We start from the raw sequence: 12,733 nt of genomic DNA, 5'->3' as shown, positions 1-12,733 counted from the left end.
ATTTAGCGATTAAGGAGTATTGGGGTGTCGAGTACTGATGATGAGCAACTGGCCGACTTCAAGGACTGGTGGCAGCGTAACGGCAAGCCCCTGGTCACAGGTGGCCTGCTGGCGCTAGTGGTGGTGTTCGGCTGGCAAGCCTGGACCAAGTATCAGGCCAACCAGTCCCAAGGTGCCTCGATCGTTTATCAGCAATTGCTGGAAACTACCCTGACCCCGGACGGCAAGCCCGACCCTGCACAGGTTGCAGACCTGGCCGGCAAGCTGAAGAACGAATTCGGTGGTAGCACGTACGCCCAGTACGGCAGCCTGTTCGTCGCGAAAGTCGCGGTCGACACCGGCAAGCTGGATGACGCGGCCACCGAGCTGAAGGCCATCGCCGACAAGCCGACCAACCCGACCCTGGGTGAGATCGCACGTCAGCGCCTGGCACAGGTATTGGCGGCACAGAACAAGGCTGACGAAGCACTCAAACTGCTCGACGGCGATGCTGACAAGGCATTCGTGGCCACTCGCGAAGAGCTCAAGGGCGACCTGTTGGTCCAATTGGGTCGTACCGACGAAGCCCATGCTGCGTACCAAAAAGCCAAGGCGGCGCTGTCTGATGAAGCGGCGGTCGGTGGCTTACAAATCAAGCTCGACGACTTGGCCAAAGGGGATGCGTGACGTGATCCGTTGGAAACATGCAGCATTGCTGGCTCTGGCCGTTTTGGCCGCGGGTTGCAGCAGCAACAGCAAAAAAGAACTGCCTCCTGCCGAGCTGACCAGCTTCAAGGAAGAAGTGGTCCTGCAAAAACAATGGAGCCAATCCATTGGTGATGGGCAGGGCGACCTCTACAACCTGTTGCAGCCGGCGATTGACGGCGACAACATCGTGGCCACTGATTCCACTGGCGTCGTGGTTGCCATGGATCGCATGAACGGCGACGTCAAGTGGAAGAAAGACCTCGAGCTGCCGGTTTCCGGCGGTGTGGGCGTCGGCTACGGCATGGTGCTGATCGGTACGCTCAAGGGTGACGTGGTCGCGCTGGACTCCAGCACCGGTGAAGAGAAATGGCGCGCTCGCGTGACCAGTGAAGTGCTCTCGGCACCGGCGACCAACGGCGATATCGTCGTGGTGCAAACCCAGGACGACCGCGTGATCGGCTTGGATGCCTCCACCGGCGACCAACGCTGGTTGTACGACAGCACCCCTGCGGTGTTGACCCTGCGCGGTACCAGTGGTCCGATTGTGACCAACAACCTGGCCGTTGCTGGCCTGTCGACCGGTAAAGTGGTCGCCCTGAATACCCAGAACGGCGTGCCGGCCTGGGAAACCCGTGTGGCTATCCCACAAGGTCGTTCCGAACTGGATCGCGTTGTAGACATCGACGGCGGCTTGCTGCTGTCGGGTGAAACCCTCTACGTCGCTACTTACCAGGGCCGTGTTGCCGCGCTGGACCTGCAAAGCGGCCGCATCAACTGGCAGCGTGATGCTTCCAGCTATGCGGGTGTCGCCCAAGGGTTTGGCAGCGTCTATGTGAGCCTGGCATCCGGCACCGTTGAAAGTGTCGATGAGCGTTCCACCACTGCACTGTGGAGCAATGACTCCCTGGCTCGCCGTCAACTGTCGGCACCGGAAGTCTTCTCCAGCTACGTCGCGGTCGGTGACTTCGAAGGCTACCTGCACCTGCTGAGCCAGGTAGACGGTCGTTTTGTCGGTCGCCAGCGTATCGACAGCGACGGCCTGCGTGCGCGTCCGCTGGTGGTGGGTAACATGCTTTATGTGTATGGCAACGGCGGCAAGCTGGAAGCCCTGACCATCAAGTAAAGGTTTGACTATGCTTGGGGTAACCCCCAGGCGGCCCTGCTTCAATGCTCGGTGTAGGAGCGAGCTTGCTCGCGAAGGACGTCAACGATAACGCGGGTTTTCTGGATAAACGCGTCGTTCTCGGGTTTTTCGCGAGCAAGCTCGCTCCTACAGTAGTAGTGCCAGAGCAGGGCATGTGGCATTTCAAATGCCGCCCCGAGCACCAGCCGCTGCCCTGCAGCGGCTTTTGTATTTTCTGAAATAACGAAGTGGAGAGCCGCATGGTTCCCGTAATCGCCCTGGTGGGCCGACCTAACGTCGGCAAGTCCACCTTGTTCAACCGCCTGACCAGGACTCGTGACGCCATTGTCGGCGACTTGTCCGGTCTGACCCGTGATCGCCAATACGGTGAGGCAAAGTGGCAAGGGCGCTCCTATATTATTGTCGACACCGGTGGTATCTCCGGTGACGAGCATGGCATGGACGAAAAGATGGCCGAGCAGTCGCTGCTCGCTATCGAAGAAGCCGATGTGGTGCTGTTCCTGGTGGACGCCCGTGCGGGCTACACCGCTGCCGACCAGATGATTGGCGAGCACCTGCGCAAGCGCAACAAGCGTTCCTATCTGGTCGCCAACAAGATCGATAACATCGATCCTGAGGCGGCCCGTGCCGAATTCAGCCCGATGGGCCTGGGCGACGCGATCCCGGTCGCCGGTGCTCACGGTCGCGGCATCACCCAGATGCTGGAAATCGCCCTGCGCGACTTCCCCAAGGATGACGTCGAGGAAGAAGAGGGCGAAGAAGAGATCGTTGCTGAAGGCGAGGAAGCCAAGCGCATTCCGGGCCCGAGCGAAAAAGACGGTATCAAGATCGCCATCATTGGCCGTCCGAACGTCGGCAAGTCGACCTTGGTCAACCGTATGCTCGGTGAAGACCGCGTTATCGTCTATGACCAACCCGGCACCACCCGCGACAGCATCTACATCCCGTTCGAACGCAACGAGGAAAAGTACACGCTGATCGACACCGCCGGTGTGCGCAAGCGCGGCAAGATCCACGAAGAAGTTGAAAAGTTCTCCGTGGTCAAAACCCTGCAAGCCATCAAAGACGCCAACGTGGTGATCTTCGTGATGGACGCCCGCGAAGGCGTGGTAGACCACGACCTCAACTTGCTGGGCTTTGCCCTGGAAGCCGGTCGCGCGCTGGTGATCGCGATCAACAAGTGGGACGGCATGACGCCGAGCGAGCGCGATTTCGTCAAGATCGAGCTGCAACGCCGCTTGTTCTTCGTCGAATTCGCCGATATCCACTTTATCTCGGCACTGCATGGCACTGGCGTGGGCAACCTCTACGCGTCCGTACAGAACTCGTTCAAGTCTGCGGTCACCCGCTGGCCGACCAACCGCCTCACCCAGATCCTGGAAGACGCGGTGGGCGAGCACGCACCGCCGATGGTCAACAACCGCCGGATCAAACTGCGTTACGCCCACTTGGGTGGTGCCAACCCGCCGATTATCGTGATTCACGGTAACCAGATCGAGAAGGTGCCCAAGTCCTACGTGCGTTACCTGGAAAACACCTACCGCCGTGTCTTGAAGCTGGTCGGTACGCCGATCCGTATCGAGTTCAAAGGTGGCGATAACCCATACGAAGGCAACAAGAACACACTGACCGACCGTCAGGTGAACAAGAAGCGTCGTTTGATGACTCACCACAAGAAGGCCGACAAGAAGCGCCGTGACAAGAAATAACGGCAGCTTTGAGTGGTAAGTGACACGCTGCAAAAAAGGGCTCCTTTGGAGCCCTTTTTTGTGCGCGACGGTTTGTGCCTTGACCCGATGCAATAGGCAGCTTAAAACTTGGGGCTCACCTGCAGGGGCTTTTGATGATCACCAGTAAGCTGCCAAACGTCGGCACGACCATTTTCACCACCATGTCGCAACTCGCCGCCGAAACCGGCGCGCTCAACCTGTCCCAGGGTTTTCCCGATTTCAATGGCCCGCAGGGTTTGCTCGATGCAGTGGGTAAGCACATCGCCCTCGGTCATAACCAGTACGCCCCCATGACTGGCTTGCCCGTGTTGCGTCAGCAGGTAGCCGCCAAGATCGCCCGCAGCTATGGCGCCACAGTGAATGCGGACACTGAAGTGACCATTACGCCAGGTGCCACCGAGGCGATCTTCTGCGCGATCCAGGCGGTGATTCGCAACGGCGATGAGGTCATCGTGTTTGACCCCAGCTACGACAGCTACGAGCCTTCGGTTGAACTGGCCGGTGGTCGCTGCGTGCATGTGCAACTGAGCCTGCAAGGCTTCGCCCTGGACTTCGAGAAACTCAAGGCTGCGCTTTCACCGCGTACGCGCATGATCATCCTCAATAGCCCGCACAACCCCACCGGCGCCTTGATCAGCCGTGCCGAGCTGGACCAGTTGGCCGAACTGATCCGCGACCGCGATATCTACCTGGTCAGCGATGAGGTCTACGAGCACTTGGTGTTCGACGGCGTGCCCCACGTCAGCGTATTGGCCCATGAGGAGCTGTATCAGCGCGCGTTCGTGGTCAGCTCATTCGGCAAGACCTATCACGTCACAGGCTGGAAGACCGGCTACGTGGTCGCGCCACCGGCCCTTAGCGCCGAACTGCGCAAGGTGCATCAATATGTCAACTTCTGCGGCGTCACCCCTTTGCAGTACGCTTTGGCGGACTTCATGGCCGAACACCCGGAACATGTCGAAGAACTGCCGGCCTTCTATCAGGCCAAACGGGACTTGTTCTGCGACCTGCTGGCGCCATCGCGCTTGAGCTTCACCCGGGTGAGCGGCACTTACTTCCAACTGGTGGATTACTCGCAGATTCGCCCAGACCTGGATGACGTGGCCATGTCCCTGTGGATGACCCGCGAACATGGCGTGGCGACCATTCCGGTTTCGGTGTTCTACCAGCACCCACCCCAAGGCCAGCGCCTGGTGCGCCTGTGCTTTGCCAAACGCGAGGAGACGCTGCGACACGCGGCGCAAAAACTATGCGTGATCTGAGTACATTGCCGAATCTGAACATTGCCCTGGTGCAGACGAGCCTGGCCTGGCATGACCGCCAGGCCAATTTCGAACACTTCGAGTTGCTGCTGGAGCAGGCCAAAGGCGCCGACTTGATCGTGCTGCCAGAGATGTTCACCACAGGGTTTTCCATGGAATCAGAAGCCCTCGCCGAGCCGGAAAACGGCCCCACCCATCATTGGCTCCAGGCCCAGGCGGCAAAGTATCAGGCCGTGATTACCGGCAGTGTGATCATCCAGGCCGCCGATGGCAGCCACCGCAACCGCCTGCTGTGGGCGCGGCCGGATGGCGAGGTGTTGCATTACGACAAGCGCCACCTGTTCCGCATGGCCGGTGAACATGACCATTACACCCCAGGCGAGCGCCAGGTGCAGTTCGAATTGAAGGGTTGGCGCATTCGCCCGCTGATCTGCTATGACCTGCGCTTCCCGGTGTGGAGCCGCGACGCCCAGGATACGGACCTGCTGCTGTACACCGCCAACTGGCCGGGTGCTCGGCGTCAGCATTGGAACCGCCTGTTGCCGGCGCGGGCCATTGAGAACCTGTGTTATGTGGCGGCGGTGAACCGGGTGGGCACCGACGGCAAGGGTTTTGCCTACACCGGCGATAGCCAGGTGCTGGATTTCCAGGGTGAGACGTTGCTGAGTGCAGGGGAGGCGGATGGGGTGTTCCAGGTGATCCTGGATGCGGCGGAGCTGGCGGCTTACCGTACACGATTCCCGGCGAACCTGGATGCCGATAGCTTTCAGTTCCTGTAGGAGCGAGCTTGCTCGCGAAAAGCGTCAACGATAACGCAGCGTTATCAGGTTGCCAGCGGTGCCTTTTGGTTTTTCGCGAGCAAGCTCGCTCCTACAAGGTATTGAAACGAAAAGGCCCCTGGATTCTCACCCAGGGGCCTTTTGCATTGCTGCGATAAAGTTACGCCGCTTTGGCTTCCAACTGGCTCAACGAACGGTTCAGCGCACTGAACAGCGCCTTGAAGCTGGCGGTAGTGATGTTTTCATCGATCCCCACGCCATGCACCGGGCGTTCGCCGTTCACGCGCAGTTCAATATAGGCCGCCGCCTTGGCATTGGTGCCCGCGCCAATCGCGTGCTCGTTGTAGTCCATGATCTCCACGCCAATCGGCAGGCCGGCCACCAGGGCTTCCAGTGCACCGTTGCCTTTGCCCTTCCAATGCAGGTTGGTTTCGCCCTGGCCTTTGCCCGAGACTTCAACCTCGACAAAACTGTTGCCGTTTTCTTCCTGCAGGCGGTGGCTGACCAACGCATATGGCGTGTTGGCTTGCAGGTATTCACGTTGCAGCAAGGCGTAGATCTGTGGCGCGGTCATCTCCAGGCCCACGCGGTCGGTTTCGGCCTGCACCACCTGGCTGAACTCGATCTGCATGCGACGCGGCAAGCTGATGTCGTATTCCTGCTCCAGCAGGTAGGCGATGCCGCCCTTGCCCGACTGGCTGTTCACGCGGATCACCGCCTCGTAGCTGCGGCCAATGTCCGCCGGGTCGATCGGCAAGTACGGCACTTCCCACAAGGCATCGTCTTTCTGCTGGGAGAAGCCCTTGCGGATCGCGTCCTGGTGCGAGCCGGAGAATGCGGTGTGCACCAGGTCGCCGACATATGGGTGACGTGGGTGCACCTGGATCTGGTTGCATTCCTCGACCACTTTGCGCACACCGTCAATGTCGGAGAAGTCCAACTGCGGGTCCAGGCCCTGGGTGTACATGTTCAGCGCCACGGTGACCAAATCGACGTTACCGGTACGCTCGCCGTTGCCAAACAGGCAGCCTTCCACACGGTCGGCGCCGGCCATCAGGCCCAACTCGGTGGCGGCCACGCCAGTGCCACGGTCGTTGTGGGTGTGCAGGCTGATAATCACGCTGTCACGACGGTTGATATGGCGACCGAACCACTCGATCTGGTCGGCATAGATATTCGGCGTGGCGCACTCGACGGTGGCCGGCAGGTTGAGGATCATCTTGTGCTCAGGCGTCGGGTTCCACACCTCGATCACCGCGTCGCAGACTTCCTTGGCGAACTCCAGCTCAGTGGCGCTGAAGGTCTCTGGGGAGTATTCGAACGTCCACTGGGTTTCCGGCTGCTGGGCGGCGTATTTGACGAACAGCTTGGCGGCGTTGACCGCGATGGCCTTGACGCCGTCCTTGTCCTGGTTGAACACGATGCGGCGGAACGACGGCGAAGTGGCATTGTACAAATGCACAATGGCTTTCTTGGCGCCGCGCAGGGATTCGAAAGTGCGTGCGATCAAGTCTTCACGGCCCTGGGTCAGCACCTGGATGGTGGTGTCCTCGGGGATGTGGTTGTCTTCGATCAGGGTGCGCACGAAGTCGAAGTCGGTTTGCGAAGCGGCCGGGAACGAGGCTTCGATTTCCTTCACGCCAACGGCCACCAGGGTTTTCCAGAAGCGCAGCTTTTTCACCGCGTCCATCGGCTCGATCAGCGACTGGTTGCCATCACGCAGGTCGGAGCTGCACCAGATAGGCGCTTGGGTGATGGTCTTCGACGGCCAGGTACGGTCCGGGATGTCGATGGTCGGGAACGCGCGGTATTTAGAAGACGGGTCTTTGAGCATGCTCATCGGGAAATCCTTGGTTGTAGGGGCCGAGAAAAGGCGGCCTGCCGTAGAACTGTTATTGGGGATAAAACGTGAGGACGAGGCAGATCGATTCAGCCTGGCAGTCGTGCGCTGACGAGGCACAGGCTGCGGTGCTGGCGGAGCTGAATGAGGGTGTGAGAGGTTTTCATAAGCTCAACCCTAACCGCCGAGGTGAAAGATGGCAAGCAGTCGAGAAAAATTGAGATAAGTTCTTTTGCTGTCGTAGGAATCGAGATTTTATTGCTTTAATCTAGGTTTATTCATGTTTTTGTTGCGTGGCGTTTGTGAGGCGCGCAATTGAGGCGACTGGCCTGGCGCCATCGCAGGCAAGCCAGCTCCCACATTAGGCCGCATTCCAATGTGGGAGCCGGGCTTGCCCGCGATGAGGCGGTAGCTTCACCTTTGATCAGGGCTGAAACGCACCGATGAATATCGCCGGGTCTACCCGGGCATCGTTGAGGCTGACGTTCCAGTGCATATGCGGCCCGGTCGCACGGCCTGTCGAGCCAACCTTGCCCACCACCGCGCCGCGCACCAGTTGCTCGCCCACCTTCACGTCGATCTTGGACATATGGCAGAACATGCTGATAAAGCCTTGGCCATGGTCGACGAACACGGTGTTGCCATTGAAGAAGTAATTGCCCACCAGGATGACTTTGCCGTTCGCGGGCGTCTTGATCGGCGTGCCGGCCGGCACGGCGAAGTCCAGGCCCGAGTGCGGGTTGCGCTCTTCACCGTTGAAGAAGCGGCGCACGCCAAACTTGCTCGACAGCGGCCCGTTCACCGGTTTATCCAGTACCAGGTTGCTCGGCAGGTTCGGGCTGAAACTGCGGTAAGCCTTGATCTGCACGGCCAGCTCATTTTCGATGCGCTTGAGCTGGGCCGGGTCAGGGTTGACCTGGCTTTTGTTTTTCAAGGTGATGCGCTGTTCCGGATACTTCTTGTAGCCGACGATAAATGGCAGGTTGCGCCCACCGCTGCTGATGCGCTCGTTGCCAGGCTTGACCGTCAATGGGATGCCGACAATCGCCAGCCAGTTGTCCTGCTCCTTGACCACCAGCACCGGCTTGCCCTGGTAGGTGGCTTTCGGCGCTGTGGCCGAAGGGCCTAGTTCGACGACGGCCACGCCGCCAGGCACCGGTTTGTTCAGGGTTCGCGTGATGTAGCTGTCGGCGTAGGCGTTAAACGTGAGGCACAACAGCATCAACAGGCTCAGTAGGCGTGGCATCGATCAATCCAATAATGAAAGGGTGACGGGTGTCAGGTGGTTGTCTTCCACCCGCACTTGCAATTGGCCTTCACCCAGGCGCGCGGTGAGGCGCTGGCCGGTGTGGGTTTGTGCGGCATTGCGAATCGCCTGGCCGCGCTCGTCCAACAGGATGCTGTAGCCACGGCCCAGGGTCGCCAGCGGGCTGACCACCTGCAACGTCTGCACCTGGCTTTGCAGTTGCAGGCGCCGCGCCTTGAGACCTTCGCGCATGGCGCGGGGCAGGCGTTCGGCGAGGCTGTCCAGGCGTTGGCGCAAGAGGGCCAGTTGACGGCCCGGGTGCTGGCCGGCGAGGCGGGTCTCCAGGCGGATCAAGCGTTCGCGACGGGTATTGAGGCTGCGCTCAAACGCACGGCGCAAGCGCATGTCCAGGTCATCCAGGCGCTGCGCCTGCTGGCGCAAGCGCTCACCAGGGTGGCGCAGGCGACGGGCCATGCCTTCCAGGCGCAGGCGGCTGTGGCTCAGGCGGTTGCGCATCAGCATCACCAGGCGGCGCTGCAGGTTTTCTACCTGGCGCACCAGGTGGCTGGCGTCGGGAGCCAGCAACTCAGCGGCGGCGGAGGGGGTAGGGGCACGGACGTCCGCCACGAAGTCGCTGATGGACACATCGGTCTCATGGCCAACGGCACTGACGATGGGGGTAACACAGGCATCGATTGCGCGGGCCACCGCCTCTTCGTTGAAGCACCACAAGTCTTCCAGGGAGCCACCGCCACGGGCCAGGATCAGCGCGTCGAAACCGCGGGCGTCGGCGAGTTTCAGCGCTCGCACAATCTGCGCGATCGCTTCGCGGCCTTGCACGGCGGTAGGGATCAGGGTCAGTTCAACGCTCGGCGCGCGGCGGCGGAACACGCTGATGATGTCGCGAATCACCGCGCCGGTCGGCGAGCTGATAATGCCAATGCGCCGAGGATGCACCGGCAGCGCCACTTTGCGTTCGGCACTGAACAGGCCTTCGGCGCTGAGCTTTTCCTTCAGTGCATCGAAGGCCAGGCGCAGCGCACCATCACCGGCCGGCTCCACGGTGTCGAGGATCAGTTGGTAATCGCCACGGCCCTCGAACAACGAGACCTTGCCACGCACCTTCACCGCCAGGCCGTCCTTCAACGCCTGGCGTACCCGCGCCGCGTTATTGCGAAACAGTGCGCAACGCACCTGGGCGCCACTGTCCTTGAGCGTGAAGTACACATGGCCGGAAGCCGGGCGGGCGAGGTTGGAGATCTCGCCTTCCACCCAGATATTGGTGAATACGTCTTCCAGCAACACCCGCGCACGGCCGTTGAGTTGGCTGACAGTCAGGACTTCGCGGTCCAGGCCCAAGCGGGCAAAAGGATCTTTAATCATGGGCGGCAGTTTATAGGCATTCGTGCAGGGTTTGACAGAACTGCTCCACCAGCGCGTTCGGCGCTTGCGCACAGGCCAGGGCTACGGTGCTGTGGCAGTCCGGGTCGGCCAAGGGCAAAAAATGCACATTGGGCGGGGCAATGTCCTGCATGGATTTTGGTAACAAGGCAATACCGAAACCTGCCTGGATCAATTGCAACTGCGTGGTCTTGCGCGACATCACCCGCGCCGCCTTGGGGAAAAAACCGGCACGCATGCATAACTCGGCTGACAGATAACTCAGCCCGCCGCGCTGAGGGTGGGGGATCGAGATAAACGCCTCGTCTTTGAGTTGCATTAATTCGACCGCTGCGTTGCCGCGTGCCAAGGGATGATCCGCCGGCACCGCCAGCGCCAACGGCTCGGTGTACAAAGGCACCACGCGCACGCCTTCGCGCTGGCGCAACACCGGCAACCGCAGCAGGCCGACGTCCAGGCGACCCTCGGCGATTTCCTCCAACTGGGCTTCGGAGGAGAGCTTCGCGATATCCATCGACACTCCAGGGCAGCACTCCAGCCACGTGCTGATGCCTTGTAGTAATGCGCCGCTCATCGGCACGGTGCTCGAGTGGCTCAGACGCAAGGTGCCGAGCTGGCCCTGGCCCACTTGCGTCGCCAGGTCGCTGGCCTTGAGCAACTCACTCAGCAGGTTACGCGCCCGCGGGTAAAAGGCTTCGCCAGCAGCCGTCAGCCGTGGCTGGCGTGCAGTGCGCTCGAACAGCGGGGTTTGCAGTTGGGCTTCCAGCTCTTTGATCTGCCGGCTCAACGCCGATTGCGCTACGAACAGGCGTTCGGCGGCGGCGCTGAAGCTGCCGCTGTCGGCGATTTCGACGAAGTAACGCAGTTGCCGGGTGGAGATCACAAGTCATGCCTTTTTGAGATGGGTAGCGAGCTTTGAAGATATTAGTCGCAACGCTCGTCGATGGCTAAAGTGAACGGCATCTGAAATAGAAGGAATAAGCCATGAGCCTGGTGGAGCTAATGAGCCAGTGGTCGTTCGGCGGTGTTGATTGGCTGGTGATCGGTTTGGGCGTGACGGCGGCGTATATCGTGTTCGGCATTGCCGGGTTCGGCACGGCGCTGGTGGCGGGGCCGATCCTGATTTTATTCATGCCTCTGTCAAAGATTATCCCGTTGCTGGTGCTTCTGGACTTTGTCGCGGCGTTTGGCGGCTTGCTGCAAACCCGGCGCAATGTGAGCAAGCCGGAACTGTTGCGGTTGCTGCCCTGCATGGCCATCGGCTGCACCTTGGGGGTGGTGTTTTTGCTCAACCTGCATTCGGACCTGTTGCTGTTGTTGATGGGGCTGTTTATCAGCGCCTACGCGATCTACAGCCTGGCGGTGAAAGCACGGCCCACTCAACTGGCGGCGGGGTGGTCGATTCCCATGGGCACGGTGGGTGGGCTGTTTGGTGCGCTATTTGGCAGTGGCGGCTTTTTATATGCGATCTATCTGAATAGCCGTTTGCCCAAGGACGCAGCGCGGGCCACGCAAAGTGCGCTGATCAGTTGCAGCACGGTCGTGCGTTTGAGTCTGTTCCTGATTGCCGGGGTGTATGCCGATTGGCCGTTATGGATGTTGGCGGTTTGCCTGTTGCCAGCGATGGCCCTGGGGCTGTGGTGTGGGCGCAGGCTGACGATGCGGCTGTCCCGTGAGGCGTTCGTGCGGTTGGTGACCTGGTTGGTATTGGCCAGTGGTATTGCGTTGGTCGGACGGTATTTGAGTACTTGACCTCATTTTTTCAGGGATTAAGCTGCCGTCCTCCCGGGCGTCATCGCGGGCAAGCCCGGCTCCCACATTGGAATGCGATCAACTGTGGGAGCCGGGCTTGCCCGCGATGGCGCCAATAGCCACACCGCAGGACTCCCATGAACTCCCAAAGCATCCTTGTCCCGAAAATCTCCACCTTGCCGGTCCACGAGCCCCGCGCCCGGGCGATCGTGCGCTGGTTGGTGCGCAAGAACATCATCAAGGAAGAACTCACCACCTGCGGTCGCACTGGCAACCGCATGGGCTATGCCCTGGCCGATGGCGCCCGCGCCGTGGTGCTGCACCCCGAGGCGCTGCCATTCAACGAGCCGGTCAATGGCTTGGAGATCATCTACAAGCGGTGCATCTATACCCCGGCCAAGGGCTTTCTCGAAGAAGCCGGCTGCCCGGAGTGCCTCAAGGAAGTCGGAGAAGCGCTGTTCGAAAGCCTGGAAGACTGGATGCCCGGCCACACCGATAATTTCACCTGCCCGCTGTGTGGGCATGAAGACGACATCAACGGCTTTCTATTCCTGCAGGAATGCGGGTTTTCCAACCTGGGCTTTATCTTCAACAACTGGGCGGAGGCGGGCTTCAAGCAGAGTTTTATCGACGAGTTTGCCGACTGGTTGGACCAGAAGATTGCCTGGGTCAACGTTGAGCTGTAGGAGCGAGCTTGCTCGCGAAAATCGTCAACGATAACGGGGTGTGTCTGATTTAACGCGGTGCCTTTGCCTCCTTCGCGAGCAAGCTCGCTCCTACAGAAAAAGCGGCGGGTTTTCTCCATCTATCAGTATTACCAAGTTTGTCAGAGTTTTACATTGAGCCCGGCAGGGTGCATGTATATAATGGCGCGCTTCCATTTTCCCGCTCG

The 12,733-nt window shown here is 60.2% G+C and carries 11 protein-coding genes; 7 read left to right on the top strand and 4 right to left on the bottom strand.

What is annotated here, in order from left to right; genetic code table 11:
* Window positions 1-24: 24 nt before the first annotated feature.
* From HU731_RS10520 to HU731_RS10500, 5 genes are all read left to right on the top strand, one after another.
* The gene (locus tag HU731_RS10520) at window positions 25-666 is read left to right on the top strand and encodes a YfgM family protein (RefSeq protein WP_056789048.1); all 642 of its coding nucleotides are present in this window, start codon (window positions 25-27) and stop codon (window positions 664-666) included.
* Complete coding sequence (gene bamB / locus HU731_RS10515) at window positions 659-1,810, top strand: outer membrane protein assembly factor BamB (RefSeq protein WP_032903676.1); 1,152 nt, start codon at window positions 659-661, stop codon at window positions 1,808-1,810. The genes HU731_RS10520 and bamB overlap by 8 nt, the downstream gene beginning before the upstream one ends.
* Before the next feature lie 260 nt (window positions 1,811-2,070).
* On the top strand, window positions 2,071-3,540 hold the full coding sequence (gene der / locus HU731_RS10510; protein WP_003194008.1) for a ribosome biogenesis GTPase Der: 1,470 nt from the start codon (window positions 2,071-2,073) through the stop codon (window positions 3,538-3,540).
* A gap of 134 nt (window positions 3,541-3,674) precedes the next feature.
* The gene (locus HU731_RS10505) at window positions 3,675-4,823 is read left to right on the top strand and encodes a pyridoxal phosphate-dependent aminotransferase (protein ID WP_186607846.1); all 1,149 of its coding nucleotides are present in this window, start codon (window positions 3,675-3,677) and stop codon (window positions 4,821-4,823) included.
* Window positions 4,811-5,602, top strand: a complete 792-nt coding sequence (locus HU731_RS10500) for an amidohydrolase (protein ID WP_098952618.1) — start codon at window positions 4,811-4,813, stop codon at window positions 5,600-5,602. The genes HU731_RS10505 and HU731_RS10500 overlap by 13 nt, the downstream gene beginning before the upstream one ends.
* Window positions 5,603-5,762: 160 nt before the next feature.
* On the opposite strand, the gene leuA is transcribed toward HU731_RS10500, so the two are convergent.
* The 4 genes from leuA to HU731_RS10480 form a co-directional block, all read right to left on the bottom strand.
* Window positions 5,763-7,442 (bottom strand): 2-isopropylmalate synthase, encoded by a 1,680-nt coding sequence (gene leuA / locus HU731_RS10495; protein ID WP_032895397.1) that lies wholly within the window; start codon window positions 7,440-7,442, stop codon window positions 5,763-5,765.
* A 424-nt stretch (window positions 7,443-7,866) separates the two neighbouring features.
* Entirely contained in the window at window positions 7,867-8,688 is an 822-nt protein-coding gene (locus HU731_RS10490) for a M23 family metallopeptidase (RefSeq protein WP_186607847.1), read from the bottom strand.
* A gap of 3 nt (window positions 8,689-8,691) precedes the next feature.
* A complete protein-coding gene (xseA, locus tag HU731_RS10485) occupies window positions 8,692-10,071 on the bottom strand; it encodes an exodeoxyribonuclease VII large subunit (RefSeq protein ID WP_161904601.1) in 1,380 nt (459 codons plus the stop codon).
* A gap of 10 nt (window positions 10,072-10,081) precedes the next feature.
* On the bottom strand, window positions 10,082-10,972 hold the full coding sequence (locus HU731_RS10480) for a LysR family transcriptional regulator (protein ID WP_186607848.1): 891 nt from the start codon (window positions 10,970-10,972) through the stop codon (window positions 10,082-10,084).
* Between the two features lie 101 nt (window positions 10,973-11,073).
* Between HU731_RS10480 and HU731_RS10475 the strand changes: the two genes are divergently transcribed.
* A complete protein-coding gene (locus HU731_RS10475) occupies window positions 11,074-11,841 on the top strand; it encodes a sulfite exporter TauE/SafE family protein (RefSeq protein ID WP_186607849.1) in 768 nt (255 codons plus the stop codon).
* 137 nt (window positions 11,842-11,978) lie between these two features.
* Window positions 11,979-12,527, top strand: a complete 549-nt coding sequence (locus HU731_RS10470; protein WP_186607850.1) for a sugar ABC transporter ATPase — start codon at window positions 11,979-11,981, stop codon at window positions 12,525-12,527.
* The last annotated feature ends 206 nt before the right edge of the window (window positions 12,528-12,733 follow it).

The organism is Pseudomonas salmasensis (genome assembly GCF_014268375.2).
Taxonomy (GTDB): domain Bacteria; phylum Pseudomonadota; class Gammaproteobacteria; order Pseudomonadales; family Pseudomonadaceae; genus Aquipseudomonas; species Aquipseudomonas salmasensis.
Note: the sequence above shows the minus strand (reverse complement) of the source record. Positions and strands in the feature narration are given on the sequence as shown.

Excerpts from the sequence above, each read along its gene's own strand:
- xseA (WP_161904601.1), bottom strand. The coding sequence starts at position 10,071 with ATGATTAAAGATCCTTTTGCCCGCTTGGGCCTGGACCGCGAAGTCCTG.
- leuA (WP_032895397.1), bottom strand. The coding sequence starts at position 7,442 with ATGAGCATGCTCAAAGACCCGTCTTCTAAATACCGCGCGTTCCCGACC.
- HU731_RS10490 (WP_186607847.1), bottom strand. The coding sequence starts at position 8,688 with ATGCCACGCCTACTGAGCCTGTTGATGCTGTTGTGCCTCACGTTTAAC.
- HU731_RS10475 (WP_186607849.1), top strand. The coding sequence starts at position 11,074 with ATGAGCCTGGTGGAGCTAATGAGCCAGTGGTCGTTCGGCGGTGTTGAT.
- HU731_RS10500 (WP_098952618.1), top strand. The coding sequence starts at position 4,811 with ATGCGTGATCTGAGTACATTGCCGAATCTGAACATTGCCCTGGTGCAG.
- HU731_RS10505 (WP_186607846.1), top strand. The coding sequence starts at position 3,675 with ATGATCACCAGTAAGCTGCCAAACGTCGGCACGACCATTTTCACCACC.
- HU731_RS10470 (WP_186607850.1), top strand. The coding sequence starts at position 11,979 with ATGAACTCCCAAAGCATCCTTGTCCCGAAAATCTCCACCTTGCCGGTC.
- der (WP_003194008.1), top strand. The coding sequence starts at position 2,071 with ATGGTTCCCGTAATCGCCCTGGTGGGCCGACCTAACGTCGGCAAGTCC.
- bamB (WP_032903676.1), top strand. The coding sequence starts at position 659 with ATGCGTGACGTGATCCGTTGGAAACATGCAGCATTGCTGGCTCTGGCC.